This window comes from Paenibacillus taichungensis (assembly GCF_003287275.1).
GTDB lineage: Bacteria > Bacillota > Bacilli > Paenibacillales > Paenibacillaceae > Paenibacillus > Paenibacillus taichungensis_A.
The window spans coordinates 280,669-300,410 of sequence record NZ_QEVW01000009.1 but is presented as its reverse complement, the minus strand read 5'-3'; the positions used below and the strand labels follow the sequence as shown (position 1 = coordinate 300,410).

Below are 19,742 nucleotides of genomic sequence, written 5' to 3'. Positions count from 1 at the left end.
AATCCGGATCGCGTTAAAGCAATCAGCGAGGTCATAAAGTTGAAAAATCTGGATCTACAATTCATGGAGAACTATTTATCAAGCAGCTCCTATCGACAGCTCATAGAACAAACAATTTAGATGATAATTAAATAAAATCCGTTAAGATCTGCATTTAGGTACTTAATAATTTTTCCCCCAACAAATACAAAGAAGAAACCACTCCTAAGTAAACAGTAAAATGGAGTGGTTTTCGTTTTCTAATTGATAGAACTAAATTTTTGGTTCGAACATTCAATTTAACTCTGCTATTATACGATGTAAAACCTTTTTGCTTTCTACGTCTTTTGGCCGTGGTATCCTGCCAATCTGTTCGTAAACCTCTTTTTCTTCCAAGAGCTGTCTAGGATTTAAGACATAAGCTGATATTCCGTTTAACATAAAACGTTGTGGTAACAAGGAATCAAATCGCCAGACCCACTCGGGTAAGCCGTTCATAATAATGCTTCTATCCTCCGCTCTGGTTAAATAGCAAAAAGTGATGTCTACGCCATCCTTCTGAAAATCGGATTGCCTACCTCGAAATTCTTCTTTGACTGGAACCTGTTCATATCCAGCTTCGACAAGAGCAGACTCTAACTGATCTCGGTATTGTATCCAAGTTATCAAGTCTATATCGTCATGTAGACGAGTAACCTTGTCAAGTATAAAATCAATCGCCCATCCGCCACGTAACCAAAAATCAATTTCCATTGCTGCAGATATTGTACTGATCTCACTTAATAAATTTAACTGTGACTCCGTTTGAGTTTGGAAAAGCGGATCTATCATATTAAACCTCCTGTAGAACAATTCATCGCTTCTCTATATAACCACCTGTTTAATACATTCCATTCTTAAAAAGAAGCAATGCTCATGGTACCATATGTTGGAATATATTTCTATATCGTAAATTATCCTCTAAGTACTTCGACAGGCCTCAGTACTCAATATTCATATATCATTGACAGACAGACGAGCTCCAGCACTCCATTTCTGCATAAATCTATAAATTCCTATTTGATTCATTTACATATATATTCTTCTTTATTCATAGAACTGTCCCTGGCTTAAAAAATCAAAAGAGCGGTTCATAAGTCATCTTGCTGACTTTTGAACCGCCCATCCACTAAAATTACTTCATACACATTCGATGTAATTTGGTTTTTATAAAGTGAAACCCAAGATTTACACAATAACGGAGAGGACAGAAAAAACCTGAAGAAGCGAAGCGTGCGCCTTTATCCCCGGATTTTCCCCTTTGAAAAAGGTAATTCAAAAAATCCGGGGATAACAGCGCTCGGAAGGTTGTTCTGTCATCGTAGTGCCCCGTGTAAATGAAACTGTTTCATTTTATACCACCCAACATTCCATCGAATCCCTACCTAAACATGCCCCACAGCTTAATCAAATGAAACGTATTGTTCGGATCGATCTTCTGTGCAAGAACAAAAGCAACGAATTGTTCCTCCTGAGTCGTAGAAAAATTCTCGTTCATAATGACCGCTGACGACTTGACCAGCCTTCTCACCTTCGCCTTATCCTGCAAATCGGACTTGGTGACCCCATCTATCAACTTTTTGATACGCTCTTTGACAGCGGGATTTTTCATCTTTGTTTTGATCCGCTCCACCAGCTGCGGACTGATTCCATATTGTTGGTAACCCAAAACGTACAGCACCTCCTGAATAATGAACTCACTTCTTATTCATATGACAGGAGGGCCTGTACACTTGACATTTTCCCACGGAAAATGTGGAAAACCACACATCCACAGCTCCGATTAATCGATCAGATCACCCTGGAATACTTGCTGCTGCTGTAAAAAGTCACGTAAAGGAGCGTAGTCAACAGACGTCCAGAAGTTCGCATCCCCAATCAGGCTGGACACATCATCTCGCGCCTGCTCCAATACGGCAAAATCCGCAACCATGTCGGCAAGCCGGAACTCGGGTAGTCCACTTTGCTTGGTGCCAAAGAAATCCCCCGGTCCCCGCAGATCCAGATCCCGACGGGATACTTCGAACCCATCTTCGGTTTCCGTCATGACCTTCATGCGCTCCTGCCCAACCTCTGTCTTGGGATCAGCAATCAGCACACAATAAGAGGCATGAGCGCCCCGACCGACCCGACCACGAAGCTGATGCAGCTGCGACAGACCGAAGCGGTCCGCATCCATAATGACCATAAGCGTAGCGTTAGGTACATCGACACCAACCTCCACAACCGTTGTGGAGACCAGAAGCTGAATTTCGTTGCTGTAGAAGTCCCGCATCATCTCTTCCTTCTCACCAGCCGTCATCCGTCCATGCAGCAGACCTACACGGTACTTCGGAAAGTTCTGCTGCATCTGGATGTGCAGGTCAATGGCATTCTGTACATCCAGCTTCTCCGACTCTTCAATGAGCGGGCAGATCAGATAGGCCTGACGTCCTTGGTCCACTTCGCGCGATATAAAACCAAGAACCCTGTCCATCATGACATGCTTGACCCAGTACGTTGAGATTGGAATCCGTCCCTTTGGACGTTCCGAGATGGTCGATACCTCAATATCACCAAAAGCGGTAATCGCTAGTGTTCGCGGAATCGGCGTCGCCGTCATCGTTAACACATCCGGGTTATAGCCTTTACGCCGCAAAATGCTGCGCTGGTTCACACCGAAGCGATGCTGTTCATCCGTAACGACAAGACCCAGATCGCGGAAAAATACATCCTCCTGTATCAAAGCGTGTGTACCCACAACGATATCGATCATGCCCATTTGCAAGGATGCAATCAGATCTTTGCGCTTCCGTCCATTCACACTGCCCGTTAACAGCCCCACAGTTACGCCAAAGGGTTCAAACAGCTTTTGCAGTGAGCGCATATGCTGTTCTGCCAGAATCTCCGTAGGGACCATCAGAGCCCCCTGAAAACCGGAACGCACGGTCGTATACAGCGCAATCGCCGCAATAACCGTTTTACCCGAGCCTACATCTCCCTGCAGCAGTCGATTCATCGAATACGGTGAACGCATATCATGCAGAATTTCAAGCTCTACCTTCTTCTGCGCGTCCGTCAGTTCAAATGGCAGACTACGGACAAACTCCCGAATCGTCGTATTATCCGTTGTGTGCACTACACCATCCATACGATCCCGGTTCAATGCACGATAGGCCTGCATCTTGAGTTGAAACAAAAATAGCTCCTCATACACCATCCGTTGTCTGGCCTGCTGGCCTTCCCGGTTATCCTGCGGACGGTGAATCCCGGCAATCGCCTGTTTGCGAGCCATGAATCCATATTTCTTCATGAGTGATTGAGGCAGAATTTCGGGGATCATTTCCCCGAATTGGACTAACCCCTGATTAATCGTTTTGCGCATCCAAGACTGCGTAAGCTTGCCGGTTACGGAATACACAGGCTGCAGCGTGCCTGATCGCCCTTCCCCTTTATCCGGGAATTCCGAATCCGTTACGGTCATCTGCATACGTTTCTGTTCCCATTTCCCCGTAATAACAATCTCCCGATTGGGCGTAAGCTGTTCCTTCAGAAAATGCCGATTGAACCAGGTGGCTGAAATCATCCATTCTTCCGTCATCACCTTACAGGTAAGGCGTGATTTTTTGCCATAACGCTGCAACACCGGGATACCCATCACTTTACCCTGTACCGTGATTTTATCCCCGTCCTTCACTTCACTGAGCGAACGCAGTCGATAATCCTCATAACGGAACGGATAATATTCAAGCAAGTCTTTTACAGTAGAGATGCCAAAGGCGTGAAGCTCTCCCTCTTTGAGAGCACTCACGCCGTTAATTTGTTTTACCGATATTTCTTCCCATTTCATGTCTAATCCCTCATTCCGGAACAGGCCACATAAAGATGGCAATTACGCCAGGCCCAACATGGCTGCCAATGACGGCCCCAATATTGGTATATACCACTTCATTCAGTGTAAAATGCCCGCGTAATTGCTCTGCACAAGCGATCGCTGATCCGGGGTCTGCGGTATAACCTACCGCCAGATTAACACGTTGACCCGCCAGATCCTGCTGAAACAGCTCAATAATGCGTGCCATGGCTTTTTTGTGACCTCTGACTTTCTCCACTGCGTAAATAACGCCTTCCTCATCAATGGACAAGATCGGTTTAATATTCAGCAGTGTTCCCAAGATGGCCGCAGCTTTGCCTATCCGACCGCCTTTCTGCAAATACTCTAATGTATCTACGAGAAAGAACAGCTTGCGGCTCTGCTGCATGGCTGCTACAGCCGCAGCGATCTCCGCAGCGGACTTGCCTTGTTCAGCAAGCTCGGCAGCCTGTACGACCAATAAACCATATCCATAGGATGCAGACTTCGAATCCAGTACCGTTATGTCTCCCTCACGTTCCAGCAACGATTTGCCAAGCAGTGCCGATTGATAGGTACCACTCATGCCGGAAGACAAATGAATCGATACAATGGGCCGCTCTGGGTCCTCATCCAACAATGTGTTGTAGATATTCATAAAATCGGTGGGAGAAGGCTGTGAGGTTGTAGGCAGCATTGATACCTTCTCCAATTTTGCATAGAACTGTTCCGAAGTCAGATCAACGCCATCTGCATAAGCTTCTTCCCCGAACAAAACGCGCAGCGGAACAACATGAATTCCATATTTACGGATCAGTTCTTCCGGTATATCTGCCGTGCTATCGGTTACGATCGCAACCTTGTGGCTCATCAGATCCCCTCCTCTTTGCTTAAGTGCTATTAGTGCATGTTCAAAAAGTTAACTGGGAACTTTTTGAACAACCTCTATTAGGACTCTACAGAGAACAAATAATAATAAACCGGCTGTCCTCCAAGATGCACCTCTACCTCAGCATCAGGATATTGTTCTTCAAGCCATGCGACAAGTGCAGAGGTAATCTCTGGGGTAGCCTCGTCCCCTTCAAGTATGGTCACTACTTCATCTCCGCTCTCCATCATCTGTTGCAGAAGGCCTTCACATGCGTGCAGCATGCTCTCGTCCGTTGCCACGATCTTGGAATTATGGATACCGATATAGTGTCCAGCTTTGATATCAAGCTCGTCATATTGTGTATCTCTGACTGCATGAGTTACTTGACCGGACTGTACCCGGCTAATCGCCTCAAGCATATGGTCACGATTGGTTTCCGCAGACTCATCCTCCTGGAAAGCAAAAGCCGCTGCCATACCCTGAGGGATCGTCTTGCTCGGAATCACAATAATTCGACGTTCATCTTCAAGCAGCTCCCTAGCCTGCTCCGCAGCAAGTACAATATTGGAGTTGTTCGGCAAAATAAATACCTGTTCTGCCGCGATCGAACGCACCGCTTTCACAAAATCTTCAGTGCTCGGATTCATCGTCTGTCCACCAGACAGAACTACATCCACGCCAAGACTCTGGAAAATCTCCGCAATCCCTTCACCAGAAGATACCGCGATGAATCCATACGGTGCCATCTCGTCTGCTGGGAGCACAGCTTTTTCCATGCTACGCGTCGCTTCAGGTGGAATCTCTGCGAACAGCTCAGGCGAAGGCGCAATGTCCATGCCTGCAGTCAGAAGATCACGATGCTGCTCACGCATATTGAGGATGTGAATTTGTGTGATTTCTCCATAACGGAGAGCCAGGTTTAATACATCCCCAGGTGTCTTGGAATGCACGTGAACCTTAATCACTTCATCGTCAGCGATTATAATGATGGAATCCCCGTTAACTGACAACGCTTTCCGGAATGCTTCGTCGTCAAATACAACACCTGCATTCTCTCCAAGCTCGCGGTTAATAAAGAACTCCATGTCATACAGGAACTCAATATCTTCCGTTTCCAATCGCGCTTGGGCAGACATTGGCATCTCCGGCACGATTACCTGCTGTTCAGACTTCGCAGAAACCACTTCTGACGGTGCAGCCGGTTTCAATGCAGATGCGGCTACGGTTGGTTGTACGTCTCTCTGGAAGGATGTACGACTTGCACCATCCGTTTGCAACAGAACGTCCATAAAGCCTTCGTAAATATATACAAGCCCCTGACCGCCCGAATCCACAACACCGACCTGTTTCAATACAGGCAGCAATTCCGGAGTCATTGCCAGTGCTTCTTTTGCTTTTAACAATACTTCATTCATTAATTCAGTTATATCATTCGTCCGTCTTGCGTAGTAGCTGGCATGTTTCGCCGCTTCCTTGGCTACGGTAAGAATGGTCCCTTCAACGGGTTTCACTACAGCTTTATAAGCTGCATCCACACCGTTCTGCAGGGCTGCGGCGAACTGGAGTGTATTCAGTTCCTCGTAAGGAGCAGCTGAACGACTGAATCCGCGGAACAATTGTGATAATATTACTCCGGAATTCCCCCGTGCGCCCATAAGCAGGCCTTTTGATAAAATACCGGCAGCTTCTCCGATGGAGGCAGAACTCTTGCGTTTAATCTCTGCGACTCCTGCACTCATTGTCAAATTCATGTTCGTTCCCGTGTCGCCATCCGGCACAGGGAAAACATTCAGGGAATTGACGTGCTCTGCATGCTGTCCAAGTTGTTCCGCTCCGGCAAGTACCATTGCGGTGAAATCTGTTCCATTTAAAGAACGTATACTCAAGTGAGAATTCCCCTTCCTAGCTTGATACACGAACATCTTGCACCAAGATGTTATCTGGTCTGTTCATGCGCAAACGCTAATCGCGTTATTCTTCGTCCATACCTTGTCCGGCCCAGGCATATAATACAACATGTCAGCCGGATTAACGGTCTGGGCGGCCGGGCAACCGATATCCTGCAATTGCTCTGTAACCCCTAATTCGGGGCATACGGATATGCACCGGTATCAAGAGCCGGCATGAATGCCGCATGGAGACTGGTGCCAATGATGGAATGCCGCAGCTCACAGCGTTGCCAAAAAAGCAGACCACCGACCCTTTAAGGCCGGTTTTTTCTCCGGCTTCCCCGCGGCAACAGCCTGTTCACCGCTGTATTATGGACTATTCAACATTGTACTATATTAGACAGGAGAAATAAATAAAGTTTTTGGATCAGTTGACGAAGCTTTTTTCAATATGATATTATATTCAAGTATTGTTTTATGCAGGTTTAGTAATGGAAATGATCCGGCTATGCCGGCTTGAACAACGCCATTAGCTACTGGAACCTGACCATTGCGGTCAGGAAGAACAATTTAGCCCGTCTGGAATGGCATTCGTGTCTCCTTAGGGCAACTGGTTATTTTAGGATAGGAGGTGTAATCTATGTCTCGCAAATGTTATGTGACAGGTAAGAAACCGGGCACCGGTAACCACGTATCCCACGCTAACAACCGTAACCGTCGTTCTTGGGGCGTAAACGTTCAGAAGGTCCGCATTCTCGTGAACGGTAAACCAAAACGTGTATACGTAAGCACCCGTGCACTGAAAGCCGGTAAAGTGACTCGCGTATAATCACGCAAAGCTACTATAAATCGGGTAAGCAAAAAGCACCTTGTTCCTTGCAGGTGCTTTTTTGGTATTCAGAAATAACATCATGAATACACACATCAGCATGTGAATGGCCGCCGCATGGCGCTTCGCAGGTCCGAATTCCAGATGATCCTGTAGCCAAAGCGGCGGTATTCGCCAATGGAACCTTTTAATCATGTCAGTTCTTTTGAAACGTATTAAGAATCGCCTTTACAAACCCTCCCAAAAACTTCGGCAGTTTGAATGTGTAAAATTTCATACTTCACCCTCCCCATCATGCTCATGCATCCGCCGTATCCTATGCTCCAGGCCTTCCTTGCCTTAAACACGACAAAAAAGGCTACATGAGAAACCTGCTCATGTAACCATATTTATGCGGAACTCTCTGTCCCTATTCCACAATGACGAGCCTGTTATTCAGTCATTTAGGTTTGGGTAGGGATATATTGATAGACAGCGATCATGAATACACTCAATAAGTAATACAGTATGCTGAATATTACAAAAGTAACCCGAAGTCCTGTACGGTCAAATTTGCGGAAGTACATAATGACAACACCAACCCCGAGCAATGACGTAATCGCATTGTAAGGGGATTGAATAACCGCAAACATAGCAAGCACCAGTCCCGTAACGAGACTCGCAGCCATTGTCCACAGCGTCTCCTTGAGGTTCATGCTCAGCCTCCGTAGCTACTGCGAATTTCGGCAATGGCGGCAGCGCGATCTTCACGTCCAAATACAGCACTTCCCGCAACGAGCACATCTGCTCCAGCTTCAACCACAAGCGGAGCCGTGTCAGCAGCGATACCGCCATCCACTTCAATATGCACTTCATGACGCCCTTTTTCGTTCAGCCAGCTACGAATTTGCTTGATTTTGTTCATAGTACCAGAGATGAAGGCCTGTCCACCAAAACCGGGATTTACGGTCATGACAAGCACCATATCCACATCGTCCAGCACTTCTTGAATAGCACTCGCCGGAGTTCCCGGATTAAGGGCAACCCCTGCCTTAACTCCCTGTTCCTTGATTAAATGGATAACCCGGTGCAGATGCACACAAGCCTCTGCGTGAACCGTAATAACAGCCGCGCCAGCTTTCGCGAATTCCTCCACATAACGCTCTGGGTTCTCAATCATCAAATGAACATCAAGCGGCAAGCTTGTATGTGGAGCGATCGCTTTGACAATCGCAGGTCCAAGCGTAATATTAGGGACGAAATGACCGTCCATGACATCAACATGAATCCAGTCTCCGCCAGCAGCTTGGGCTTCCGCCACTTCCGCGCCGAGACGGGCAAAATCCGCAGATAAAATAGATGGGGCAATTTTAATCATATTAATACCTCCGCTTTTTGTCTTTCATTTCTGTAAGGAATTGTTCGTAATGCTGATAACGGCTTTCGGAGATCATTCCCTCCGCTTTGGCTGCAAGTACTCGGCAACCTGGTTCGTGCGTATGAGTACAGCCTCGGAACTTACACTGATCCGCATATTGAGCGAACTCCCGGAAACAAGTGGATAACTCCTCCACACCAATCTCCAGGAAGTCCAGTTGGCTGAATCCCGGCGTATCGGCGACAAAACCACCATTATCCAGCGGTATGAGTTCCACGTGCCTGGTGGTGTGTTTCCCTCTGCCAAGGCGCATGCTGATTGCACTGGTCTCCAGGGTTAGACCTGGCATCAAGGCATTCAGCATCGAAGATTTTCCTACACCGGATTGTCCGGAGAATACGCTAATCTTGCCGGCAAGGCGCTCCTTGAGTAGTTCATTACCTTCACCAGTTCGTGAACTGGTAGAGATCACTTCATATCCAATTTGTTCGTACAAAGCTTTTACTTCAGCCACTGTATCACGGGCATCATTTTCTGGATCAGCCAGGTCCTGTTTCGTGAGCACAATCAATGCATCCAGTCCAGCTTGTTCGATATGTACCAGGAACTTATCCAGCAAATTGAGATTCATATCCGGTTCCTTAACGGAAAATAACAGAACAGCCAAACTAACATTGGCAACAGGTGGACGGATTAATTCCGTCTCACGTTTGCGAATCTCATCTACTGTTCCTTCCCCGTTCTCTGTCAGCATATAGCTGACTCGGTCACCCACAAGCGGTGAGGTACCCCGTTTTCTGAAGATGCCTCTGGCCCGGCATTGAACGGCGGAGCCTTCAACCGAAGGCACCCCGCTGTCTTCCAGTGGCATGACATAATAGTAACCGCTTAGCGCTTTAACGATGATACCTTCTGGCATAGCTCCGTCGCCCTCCTTTAATTTACAGTACATTTACCCTGAACGTCGGCAATAAGCCGCCCTTACGGACGGCTTGATGCGTTAACGACTTCCTTTTTCTTATCTTTTCCCTTGGCGAGACCATGTCCGTTCTTCATCGCGGAAGTATCTGCCTCGTCGTGCTCCCCTTCACCCTCAACAGGTGTATCCGGTTCACCTTCCTGTTGTGTATCCACGGTGCCTTCATCACCACCACCGCCTTGTTCAGGCTCCTCTGTTGTTGGAGGCGGCTCTGCACCCTTCTCAGGCTCAATGGTAGGCACAACTACCGTTCCGTTTTTGGCGTCAGTGTAGGACACCAGATACGTATCCAGGAATTGTCCATCCCGGTAGACAGAGACAACACCATCGACGTTTGGAGCCAGAATAAGCGGAATTGTCAGCGTTTGGACAGACTTGATTGTCCGGGTTCCCCATTCCTGACTTTTGCCACGAGCATCTTCGAACGTAATTCGAATTTTGCTGCTCTTTCCTACTTCTTTTGGCGAAACGTTAATGTTATAGGCGTAGTTCAATGCCTCTGGCGGATATCCAGTACTAATGAAAATGGTGATTTTATCACCAGGATTTACCTCTGCACCAGCTTCCACAGGCCATTGCTGTGTCACTTTGCCTTCATCTACGGTGTAGCTCGACTCTTCCTGAACCTGAGCAAGGATTAACCCAGCGGATTTGAGCATACTCTCTGCCTCACTTCGAGTACGGTTTTTCAAGTCAGGCATTTTTATCGTTTCGGATCCTTTGCTGACAGTCAGAACAATCTGAACCTCTGCCGGATCGTATTCTTCATTCACTCCAGGAGTTTGGGATAGAACCGTACCCGCAGATTTATCATTTGAATATTCATCTTTTCGCTGGATCTGATCCTCTTTGATGCCCAGTCCGGTGAGTTGTTTGACCGCCTCATCATAAGATTTGTCTTTGAGATCAGGCATCTTCAACAACTCTTTTTCCGCCCCAACACTCAGCTGGACCTCAGAGCCTTCTTTGACCACATCGCCTTCATTTCGGGTCTGGTCAAATACTATACCTGGTTCCACATTCTCCTTGTACTCCCGGATGACATTATCACTGACCACAAGCCCTTTATCCTGCAACATTTGACGAGCCTTTTCCTCGGTTTGGCCAATGACATTTGGTACAGTCACATCAGGCACAACAAGCATGCCTTTCACGTACCATACAACTCCAACCATCGCGATAAGAATAAGCACTGTCAAAGAGATCAGCAGCGCTGGCTTCTTCCAGTTCTTTGTTTTGGGTTTGCCCTTGTTGTTATCTTCGTCAGACTCCATCACGGGTATAGAACCTGTGGATGTAACTCCACGCGGCTCTGGCTTGATTGCCGGCATAACACGTGTCTGATCAATATCATCCTCATCCGGAAAATCAATCTTCGTTTCATTACGTCTTTCCGGCATCAGGCAGGTTTCCAGATCCGTCTGCATTTCTTTAGCGGATTGGTAACGCTCCTGCGGATTTTTGCGCATGGATTTCAGAATAACGTTCTCCACGCTTTGCGGGATAAGTGGATTGAATTTGCGAGGTTCATCAAACTCTTCCTGCAAATGCTTCAAAGCAACGCTAATTGGACTCTCTCCCAGGAACGGAAGCTGCCCAGTCAGCATTTGATAAAGTACGATACCGAGAGAATATAAGTCCGACTTCTCGCCAGTTACGATGCCTTTGGCATGTTCAGGTGAGAAGTAATGTACGGAACCGACCACTGAGCCGGTCTGTGTAATCGTTGTGGACGTAACCGCACGGGCGATCCCGAAATCCGTTACTTTCACACGGCCATTTCGACCAATCAATATATTATGGGGTTTGATATCCCGATGAATGATCTGATTATGATGTGCATGATCAAGAGCATCTGCAATCTGGGAGGCGATCCGAACCGCTTCGTCCACCTGCAGAGGCGCCCGCTCTTTAATAATTTCATTCAGGTTTTTGCCTTCAACATACTCCATGACAATATAATGAACGTCATCTTCCTGCCCCACATCGTAGATACTGACCACGTTAGGATGGGACAGGGATGCTGCAGACTGTGCTTCCCTGCGAAAACGGCGAATAAACTCTTCGTCATGCACAAATTGCTGCCGTAACACTTTGATGGCAACGTTCCGGTTGAGCAACAGGTCCTGGGCTTTGTACACAAGAGCCATGCCGCCACCGCCGACACGCTCGATCACTTCATAGCGTCCGCCTAGCTGGTGCCCAATCATGACTCACACCCCGTTTCCGATGTCACGGAACCTTCCTTTTGCAGTTCGAATAATGCCACCGTGATATTGTCATCTCCTCCAGCTAGTAAAGCCAGCTGAAGCAAGCGATCCGCTCGATCTTCCAATGCCAGTTCCAGATTACCAGCGACCTGAATGATCTGCTCATTGCTGACCAGATTACTAAGCCCGTCACTGCACAGGAGAAGCACTTCGCCTTCTTCCAATTTGACGGTATCCAGATCCACCTTCACTTCAGCATCTGTCCCAAGTGCTCGAGTCAGCACATTGCGACGTGGATGATGAGAGACATCTTCTTTGCTGATCTGACCATTTTTGAACAATTCATTGACCAGTGTATGGTCCTCGGTCAACTGGATCACATGTTTATTTGCAATTTTGTATGCTCTGCTGTCACCGATGTGACCAATAACGCCTTCCGTATCATTCAATAATGCCGCAACCACGGTAGTCCCCATGTTATGGTAATTATCATCCGAAGATGCAGTACGGAAGATCACTTCGTTGGCATGCAAAATAGCATCGCTCAATGCGGCCGACAAAGACGCATGTGAAAGACCTGGCTCAAGCGTTCCCAGATCCTGCACCAACGTCTCTACCGCCAGGCGGCTCGCTGTATCTCCTGCAAGATGTCCACCCATACCATCGGCAACAATACCCAGAATATAACCTGTATCGAGATTTCGAATCCAGGCTGAATCTTCATTCACCGAACGCACCCGTCCGATATGGCTCACATGAACTGTTTTGATCAAAACGTTCTCACCTCAACTCCATATGCTTTGCACGAAGCTGACCGCAAGCGGCAGCAATATCATGTCCCTGTTCACGACGAATGGTTACATTAACACCCTGCTCCGAGAGAATCTTCTGAAAATTGAAAATGTCGCTTCTGGATGTTCTTACGTACTTGCGCTCAGGTACATGGTTGACCGGAATCAGGTTCACATGGCACAGCATGTTTTTAAGCACGCTTGCCAGTTCTGCCGCATGTTCCGGCTGATCATTCACACCACCGATAAGTGCATACTCAAACGTAATTCTGCGGCCCGTTTTCGCCAAGTAATAACGCAATGACTCCATTACATCATCAAAAGGAAAACGGCGGTTTACTGGCATCAATTTGGAACGCAATGCATCATTTGGAGCATGGATGGAGATCGCCAGGTTAATCTGTGTATCTTCATCTGCAAACTTGTAAATGTTCGGTACGATTCCACTTGTGGATACCGTAATATGGCGCTGACCGATATTCAGTCCTTTTTCGTGGATCATAATACGCAGGAATGTCATTGTTGCTTCATAGTTCTCAAAAGGCTCACCTGAACCCATGATTACGATGCTGCTGACCCGCTCACCACGTTCATCCAGAATTTTCTGGGCTTGCACAACCTGAGCCACAATTTCGCCAGCTGTAAGGTTACGTTTCAGTCCACCCAGCGTGGATGCACAGAACGTGCAGCCAATTCGGCATCCGACCTGTGTTGTTACACAGATGCTGTTACCGTAGTTGTGCTTCATGATAACTGTTTCGATCGCATGATCATCATGCAGACCGAACAGGAATTTCACTGTTCCATCCTTGGATTCAAATTTCGTAATTTCAGTAAGTGTAACGAATTCGAATTGTTCAGTCAGCTTTTCACGCAGCGCTTTCGACAGGTTCGTCATTTCACTGAAATCATTCACACGTTTCACATAAATCCAGTCGAAGATCTGACCACCTCGAAAAGCCGGCTCCCCGTTCTCAACAGCCCACTGTTGCAGCTCCTCCAGGGAATAATCATATATAAAAGGTTTCATTTTGTTGTCAACACCTATTCCTTCTTTTCTTTTCATTCTTCCTATTCTATCACAAAGACCACTTTACATCCATGTATACCCTTGATGCCTTTACTTCATGCATTATAACACCTCAGTGCCTGCATCGCACCCTATCATCACATTTTACTGATGTAGAACACCTTGAGGCTAATCACAAAGAAATCCGCCGAAGTTCCCCTCGGCGGCTATCCTTCAGTGCTCTATTAAACTGTTAATCCGCTATCCTTGTCAACCTGGCAATGAAGAAGCCATCGCTGTGAGCATACTGTGGCAGGATCTGCACACCGCCGTTCACAACCTTCCAATCGGCTGTTTCCATACCAGACCAGGCAGAGTCTTCAGCTGCCTTGAATTCCGGATGCCGGGCCAAAAAGTCAGAGATCCTATGCTCGTTCTCCGCAGGCTCGATTGTACACGTACTATACACCAGAATACCCCCCGGCTTTAATAACGGTGCAACCCGATCCAGCAGTTCACGTTGCAGATTGGAGATATCTTGAATATCTTCCGCAGTTTTGGTCCATTTGACATCCGGCTTGCGGCGAATAACACCTAAACCGGAACATGGCGCATCCAGCAAAATACGGTCAAATGATGCCTCAGGATAACGCTCATCCAGATCAAGCGCATCACCTGTCACAGCATCAATGCAGCTAAGTCCCAGACGATCTGCCTGATCCATGATCAACTGACGTTTGTGAGCATGTACATCATTGGACACAATCCGTCCACGATCCTGCATTTTCTCCGCCATATGGGCTGTCTTTCCGCCGGGTGCTGCACAGCAGTCCAATACGGTTTGTCCTTCTTCAGGCCCAACTGCCTCGGCTACAAGCATGGAACTTTCATCTTGAACGGACAGCAAGCCATCCCGATACCAGGACGTAAGTGCCATGTTGCCACCACTACGAACGAGAATACCGTCTGGACTAAGCCGGGAAGGTTCCACGATCGCCCCCGTGCTCTCCATCTCCAGCATTAGTTTCTCACGAGTAGTCATTGTCGTGTTCACACGAACACTAACCGCAGGCGGTTCATTATTTGCACGACAGATCGCTTCCGCTGTCTCTTCACCATATTGGCTGATCCAGCGTTCAACCATCCACAGCGGGTGAGAATGCTCCAGTGAGATACGTTCAGCTGCAGGCAGATGATCGGGAATACGCAGTTCATCACGATTGCGAATCATGTTCCGCAGAACGCCATTCACCATACCCGAGATGCCCTGATGACCCAATTTCTTAGCCAAATTGACGGCTTCACTCACCACTGCGTGTTCCGGAATACGGTCCAGATATAACATCTGGTACACGCTGATGCGAAGCAGGCTACGAACCCACGGTTGCAGCTTGGACACACCTTTGGCTACATAGCGTTCCAGAAAATAATCAAGGGTATTCAATCTTGCGATCGTACCATAGACCAACTCCGTAGCCAGTCCGGCATCTGCCGGACTTAGTTCGGCCTCTTTCAGACGCCGGTTCAGCTCAAGGTTGCTGTACGCTCCTTCTTGCTCAACGGCGCTGAGTACCTTTACAGCGAGTGCACGAGCAGATGTTTTGGGTCGCTCCGAGCGTGATTTACCACTGGCAGAAGATGAGGATGCAGATGAATGTCCTGCACGACCCGATTTTCCCGAATTCGGACGACGTTGGTTTCCTCCGCGCCCGGGCGCATTTTCTGCGACTTTATGACCATTTCCTGACGGACGGCCTGATGTATTTCCGCTCATCTCAGCACCGTTCCTGGTTTCAGGGTACCACCACGGGCAAAGTCAGCAGCTTGCATTACTTTTTTGCCTGCAGGCTGAACCTCAGTAAGCCAGAGAGAACCGTCGCCTGTGCGAACTTCAATGCCGTTTTTGCCCAATTGTAACACCGTTCCCGGCTCAGCTTGTCCAGCATCCGATGATGAGAGTACATCTGCCTGCTTCGGATTTGCTGCTGCCCAAACCTTGAATACCTGTTCATCCCACATCGTAAATGCACCCGAGAACGGCACAAGACCACGAATCTGGTTGAACAATTCACGCGACGTGCGATTCCAGTCCATCTTCTCGTCATCCCGAGTTAGATTGCGAGCATACGAAGCATCGGCTTCATCCTGTGCATTAGCCGTTGTTTCGCCTGCAATCAGCCGCGGCATTTCTTCTTGAAGCAATTTGGAGCCCGCTTCGCTGAGCTTTACAAACATGGACCCTGATGTATCTTCATCCGTAATCTCCACTTCCACACGTGAGATCATATCTCCCGTATCCAAGCCTTCGGCCATAAACATCAGTGTAACTCCCGTCACCGGCTCTCCATTAATAATGGAACGTTGAATCGGGGCGCCACCGCGATATTTTGGCAAAAGAGAGCCATGCACGTTCACACAACCACGAACGGGCATATCCAGCACAGCTTTGGGCAGAATCTGCCCAAAAGCCGCAGTCACAATCAGATCCGGTTTCCATTCAGCCAATCGGGCTACAGCTTCTGGAGCACGCAGTTTCACTGGTTGAAATACAGGCAGGCCGTGGCGTTCTGCCGCAGCCTTGACTGGTGTTGGTGTAAGCACCTTTTTACGCCCCTGTGGTTTATCTGGCTGTGTTACTACCCCAACCACGTTATATCCCTCGGCTATAAGCATATCGAGAGACGGAACTGCAAATTCAGGCGTTCCCATAAAAACAATATTCAAATCGATCACTCCTTAGTTACGACGCGGCCCGGTTTGATCGGCTGCAATTTCGTATACCTTTTCAGCAATATCCGTAAAGAGCACGCCATCCAAATGGTCAATCTCATGTTGGAATGCGCGTGACAACAATCCGCTTCCCGTAATAGTCAGTTCCTTGCCTTCGCGGTCCAGCCCTTTGACTGTAACCGTCTCAAAACGACGCACATCACCGTTAATGCCAGGAATACTCAAGCATCCTTCAGGTCCAAATTGCTCTCCCTCGCTCGAAATAATCTCCGGATTAATCATCTTGATCAAGCCCTGCTCATCTCCGCAATCGATCACAATCAGACGTTTCAAAATACCAACCTGTGGTGCAGCCAGACCTACGCCCTCTGCGTCATACATCGTATCTGCCATATCATCCAGCAGTTTCTGTACATTAGGTGTAACTTTAGTTACTTCTTTAGCTCTTTTGTGTAGTACCTCATCTGGTTCTTTCACGATAATACGAATCGACATGTTGTAAGCACCTTCCTAATCCTCATCATAATTTCAGGACATCAGGCTCATTTCAAAAATAAGTACTGATTTTCTGCTATGTAGCAGGTATCAAAAACTGATTTTAAGATCGAGCCATCATTCATGCTGTTTTTAATCTATGTTTATACCGCTTGTTTACATCCGCATTTTACTACAAATGCTCACATTAACATTTGCGGGTCTACATCCAGACTAATTTGCAGTTTTTGCGCCTGAACATCGTCGTCCATGCGCCGGGCCGTCGCGAGCGCCAGTCCAATGGCGTCGACATCCCCCCGCCATTTTATCATACATTGGAATCTGTATCTATTCTTGATCCGAGGAATCGGTGATGCTACCGGGCCAAGCACATCAAAAGCATTATTACTGAAACGGTCCAAACTGCCTAACCAGCCAGCAGCATTTGCCTTTTCTTTCAGTATTCGTGTGTAGTTCTCAGCCAGCCGGATCAGTACCGGAAGCTGCTCATGTGAGAAGGTCACCAAAATCAGGCGACAGTATGGCGGATACTGCAAATTGCGCCGATGCAATAACTCCTCACGGACAAACGAAACATAGTCATGCTGGCTCGCATGCCCAATCGAATAGTGCTCTGGTGTATAGGACTGGACAAATACCTCGCCCGGCAGTTGATGTCGACCTGCACGGCCCGCCACCTGGGTGAGCAGCTGAAATGTTTTTTCGGCAGCCCGGAAATCCGGCAAATTGAGTGCCGAGTCTGCTGTGATGACTCCGACCAGGGTGACATCAGGAAAATCAAGCCCTTTGGCAACCATCTGGGTACCCAGCAATACGTCTGCCTTTTTCTCACGAAACTGCTTCAATAACTTCTCATGCGAACCTTTTTCACTCGTTGTATCCACGTCCATCCGAATGACGCGAATACCCGGGAACAGTTTCGCCAATTCTTCCTCTACCCGCTGTGTACCTGTACCAAAATATCGAATATGCTCGCTGCCACAATCCGGGCACACTTCTGGTGCTGCTTCCGCATATCCACAATAGTGACAACGAAGATTGTTTGAGCGCTGATGATAGGTTAATGAAATATCACACTCGGGACAGCCTGCAACGTATCCACAACTGCGACACATTACAAAGGTGGAATAGCCACGTCGATTCAGCAAAAGCACGGTCTGTTCCCCACGCTCCAACCGCTCTTCCAATCCTTTGTGCAAGGCGCGGCTGAACATCGAGCGATTTCCATCCTTCAGCTCTTCGCGCATATCAACAATCCGTACCTCTGGCAGCTTATTACCAAGTGCGCGGGTAGGCATCTCCAACAACAGTGGTGCAAAATCATCATTGCTCTGCGAACGGGCAGCATAGTAACTTTCCAGCGAAGGTGTCGCTGAACCCAGGACTACGACCGCCTGGTGCTGCTGTGCTCTTTTTACCGCTACATCACGGGCATGATACTTCGGAGTTTCTTCCTGTTTATATGAAGTCTCGTGCTCCTCGTCCATAATGATCAAACCAAGACGACTGAACGGAGCAAAGACTGCTGAACGGGCGCCAATGGCAACCTTCACCTGACCTTCCCGAATTTTGCGCCACTCATCATAACGCTCCCCACCGGACAACCGACTATGCATCACAGCAACCTGGTCACCAAAACGTCCTTTAAAACGCTCTACCATCTGTGGTGTCAGTGCAATCTCAGGTACAAGTACAATTGCCTGTCGATCCTGTTCAATACAGCGCTGAATGGTCTGGAGGTATACTTCCGTCTTGCCGCTGCCTGTTACACCATGAAGCAAAAAGACGCCATGGCGCCTTTCCTGTAATCGACCATTAATATTGTTATAGACAAGCTGCTGCTCGTCGGTCAGATTCAGTGGCTCGGTCGCACGAAACTTCCGGCCCTGATAAGGGTCACGGAAGACTTCGACGTCCTCCGTCACAACCAACCCTTTCTCCTCCAGCCCTTTGACTGTAGCCGCTGATACCTGAAGTGTGGACAACAATTCTTTCATCGCCATCGGCAACAGTTCTTTCATTTCCAGCAAGAAGGCCAAAACTTCCTTCTGCCGTTGCGCCTTTGCCGGGAATGAAGTCAATGCCTCTTCCGCAGCTGCTGCATCCACAGCTAGATTAATGGATTTCATCGTTTTTTTATTCAGCTTGTCCTTAATCGCCTGACTTTCCAGCAGGACACCACTGAGCAACAACTTCTTGATCAGCGCAGCATGATTGGGATATTTACGACTCAATTGTTGCAGGGGAACCTGCCCACGACTCTTCACAAAACGAATAATATCTTGCTGCACTTTTTCTGAAGTCGATTCTTCTCCCCACACAAAAAGAACTTCTTCACCTGACGCAGAACCTGCCATTTGTCCGTCCAGGGCATCTCCAAGTGAGATATACCGTTCTGCTTTCCCTTTCAGCGCAGTCGGTACCATCACCTGCAAAGACAAAATGCGATTGCTGGCATAACGTTCACTCATCCATTCGGCTAATTCAACCAAATCTTCTGACAACGGTGGAACGATATCCAGCAATTCCTGAATCGGTTTGAGTTTGAAAGTCTCCGTACCCGTGCGAGGCACCAGATCAATTACGAAACCCTGCACCGTCCGATGACCAAAAGGTACACCTACCCTGCTGCCAATCTCAATCCATTCACGCATGGATTCCGGCACCAGATAATCAAACGGCCGGTCCGTTTCCTTCACAGGAACATCGACAATAACCTTGGCGATTTCCAT

General features: G+C 47.9%; 18 protein-coding genes. 1 reads left to right on the top strand and 17 read right to left on the bottom strand.

Translation table 11 applies throughout. The features are described from left to right. Positions 1-273: 273 nt before the first annotated feature. The 5 genes from DC345_RS16175 to DC345_RS16155 form a co-directional block, all read right to left on the bottom strand. Positions 274-810: a nucleotidyltransferase domain-containing protein gene (locus DC345_RS16175; protein ID WP_113053947.1), complete on the bottom strand. Its 537-nt coding sequence runs from the start codon at positions 808-810 to the stop codon at positions 274-276. Positions 811-1,399: 589 nt separating this feature from the next. Beyond that, the gene (locus tag DC345_RS16170; RefSeq protein ID WP_113053946.1) at positions 1,400-1,687 is read right to left on the bottom strand and encodes a stage VI sporulation protein F; all 288 of its coding nucleotides are present in this window, start codon (positions 1,685-1,687) and stop codon (positions 1,400-1,402) included. Between the two features lie 114 nt (positions 1,688-1,801). Next, positions 1,802-3,847 (bottom strand): ATP-dependent DNA helicase RecG, encoded by a 2,046-nt coding sequence (recG, locus tag DC345_RS16165; protein ID WP_113053945.1) that lies wholly within the window; start codon positions 3,845-3,847, stop codon positions 1,802-1,804. Between the two features lie 10 nt (positions 3,848-3,857). Then, positions 3,858-4,721: a DegV family protein gene (locus DC345_RS16160; protein ID WP_113053944.1), complete on the bottom strand. Its 864-nt coding sequence runs from the start codon at positions 4,719-4,721 to the stop codon at positions 3,858-3,860. A gap of 77 nt (positions 4,722-4,798) precedes the next feature. Then, the gene (locus DC345_RS16155) at positions 4,799-6,607 is read right to left on the bottom strand and encodes a DAK2 domain-containing protein (protein ID WP_113053943.1); all 1,809 of its coding nucleotides are present in this window, start codon (positions 6,605-6,607) and stop codon (positions 4,799-4,801) included. A 643-nt stretch (positions 6,608-7,250) separates the two neighbouring features. Here DC345_RS16155 and rpmB point away from each other — a divergent pair. Then, a complete protein-coding gene (gene rpmB, locus DC345_RS16150; protein ID WP_024631107.1) occupies positions 7,251-7,439 on the top strand; it encodes a 50S ribosomal protein L28 in 189 nt (62 codons plus the stop codon). On the opposite strand, the gene DC345_RS16145 is transcribed toward rpmB, so the two are convergent. From DC345_RS16145 to priA, 12 genes are all read right to left on the bottom strand, one after another. Beyond that, the gene (locus tag DC345_RS16145) at positions 7,440-7,634 is read right to left on the bottom strand and encodes a hypothetical protein (RefSeq protein ID WP_113053942.1); all 195 of its coding nucleotides are present in this window, start codon (positions 7,632-7,634) and stop codon (positions 7,440-7,442) included. It lies immediately after the preceding gene. A gap of 1 nt (position 7,635) precedes the next feature. Continuing rightward, a complete protein-coding gene (spoVM, locus tag DC345_RS16140) occupies positions 7,636-7,716 on the bottom strand; it encodes a stage V sporulation protein SpoVM (RefSeq protein ID WP_019424875.1) in 81 nt (26 codons plus the stop codon). A gap of 166 nt (positions 7,717-7,882) precedes the next feature. Further along, entirely contained in the window at positions 7,883-8,134 is a 252-nt protein-coding gene (locus DC345_RS16135; RefSeq protein ID WP_113053941.1) for a hypothetical protein, read from the bottom strand. Positions 8,135-8,136: 2 nt separating this feature from the next. Then, entirely contained in the window at positions 8,137-8,796 is a 660-nt protein-coding gene (gene rpe, locus DC345_RS16130) for a ribulose-phosphate 3-epimerase (RefSeq protein ID WP_113053940.1), read from the bottom strand. A gap of 1 nt (position 8,797) precedes the next feature. Further along, positions 8,798-9,715, bottom strand: coding sequence for a ribosome small subunit-dependent GTPase A (rsgA, locus tag DC345_RS16125; RefSeq protein WP_090901032.1), 918 nt, complete (start codon positions 9,713-9,715; stop codon positions 8,798-8,800). A 62-nt stretch (positions 9,716-9,777) separates the two neighbouring features. Further along, positions 9,778-11,985, bottom strand: coding sequence for a Stk1 family PASTA domain-containing Ser/Thr kinase (gene pknB / locus DC345_RS16120; RefSeq protein WP_113053939.1), 2,208 nt, complete (start codon positions 11,983-11,985; stop codon positions 9,778-9,780). Further along, positions 11,982-12,758, bottom strand: a complete 777-nt coding sequence (locus DC345_RS16115; RefSeq protein ID WP_090901037.1) for a Stp1/IreP family PP2C-type Ser/Thr phosphatase — start codon at positions 12,756-12,758, stop codon at positions 11,982-11,984. Before DC345_RS16115 ends, pknB begins: the two co-directional genes overlap by 4 nt. Before the next feature lie 7 nt (positions 12,759-12,765). Continuing rightward, a complete protein-coding gene (gene rlmN / locus DC345_RS16110; RefSeq protein ID WP_090901040.1) occupies positions 12,766-13,806 on the bottom strand; it encodes a dual-specificity RNA methyltransferase RlmN in 1,041 nt (346 codons plus the stop codon). Between the two features lie 232 nt (positions 13,807-14,038). After that, positions 14,039-15,559, bottom strand: coding sequence for a 16S rRNA (cytosine(967)-C(5))-methyltransferase RsmB (gene rsmB / locus DC345_RS16105; RefSeq protein ID WP_113053938.1), 1,521 nt, complete (start codon positions 15,557-15,559; stop codon positions 14,039-14,041). Then, positions 15,556-16,509 (bottom strand): methionyl-tRNA formyltransferase, encoded by a 954-nt coding sequence (gene fmt, locus DC345_RS16100; RefSeq protein ID WP_113053937.1) that lies wholly within the window; start codon positions 16,507-16,509, stop codon positions 15,556-15,558. The genes rsmB and fmt overlap by 4 nt, the downstream gene beginning before the upstream one ends. Positions 16,510-16,521: 12 nt before the next feature. Further along, positions 16,522-17,010 carry a peptide deformylase gene (gene def, locus DC345_RS16095; protein WP_113053936.1) on the bottom strand — a complete coding sequence of 163 codons (489 nt, stop codon included), beginning with the start codon at positions 17,008-17,010 and terminating at the stop codon, positions 16,522-16,524. 182 nt (positions 17,011-17,192) lie between these two features. Beyond that, positions 17,193-19,742: a primosomal protein N' gene (priA, locus tag DC345_RS16090; RefSeq protein ID WP_113053935.1), complete on the bottom strand. Its 2,550-nt coding sequence runs from the start codon at positions 19,740-19,742 to the stop codon at positions 17,193-17,195.

Coding starts and splice junctions, on each gene's coding strand:
- rpmB (WP_024631107.1), top strand. CDS start 7,251: ATGTCTCGCAAATGTTATGTGACAGGTAAGAAACCGGGCACCGGTAAC.
- DC345_RS16135 (WP_113053941.1), bottom strand. CDS start 8,134: ATGAACCTCAAGGAGACGCTGTGGACAATGGCTGCGAGTCTCGTTACG.
- pknB (WP_113053939.1), bottom strand. CDS start 11,985: ATGATTGGGCACCAGCTAGGCGGACGCTATGAAGTGATCGAGCGTGTC.
- rpe (WP_113053940.1), bottom strand. CDS start 8,796: ATGATTAAAATTGCCCCATCTATTTTATCTGCGGATTTTGCCCGTCTC.
- spoVM (WP_019424875.1), bottom strand. CDS start 7,716: ATGAAATTTTACACATTCAAACTGCCGAAGTTTTTGGGAGGGTTTGTA.
- rlmN (WP_090901040.1), bottom strand. CDS start 13,806: ATGAAACCTTTTATATATGATTATTCCCTGGAGGAGCTGCAACAGTGG.
- DC345_RS16175 (WP_113053947.1), bottom strand. CDS start 810: ATGATAGATCCGCTTTTCCAAACTCAAACGGAGTCACAGTTAAATTTA.
- def (WP_113053936.1), bottom strand. CDS start 17,010: ATGTCGATTCGTATTATCGTGAAAGAACCAGATGAGGTACTACACAAA.
- rsmB (WP_113053938.1), bottom strand. CDS start 15,559: ATGAGCGGAAATACATCAGGCCGTCCGTCAGGAAATGGTCATAAAGTC.
- rsgA (WP_090901032.1), bottom strand. CDS start 9,715: ATGCCAGAAGGTATCATCGTTAAAGCGCTAAGCGGTTACTATTATGTC.
- recG (WP_113053945.1), bottom strand. CDS start 3,847: ATGAAATGGGAAGAAATATCGGTAAAACAAATTAACGGCGTGAGTGCT.
- priA (WP_113053935.1), bottom strand. CDS start 19,742: ATGGAAATCGCCAAGGTTATTGTCGATGTTCCTGTGAAGGAAACGGAC.
- DC345_RS16160 (WP_113053944.1), bottom strand. CDS start 4,721: ATGAGCCACAAGGTTGCGATCGTAACCGATAGCACGGCAGATATACCG.
- DC345_RS16145 (WP_113053942.1), bottom strand. CDS start 7,634: ATGATTAAAAGGTTCCATTGGCGAATACCGCCGCTTTGGCTACAGGAT.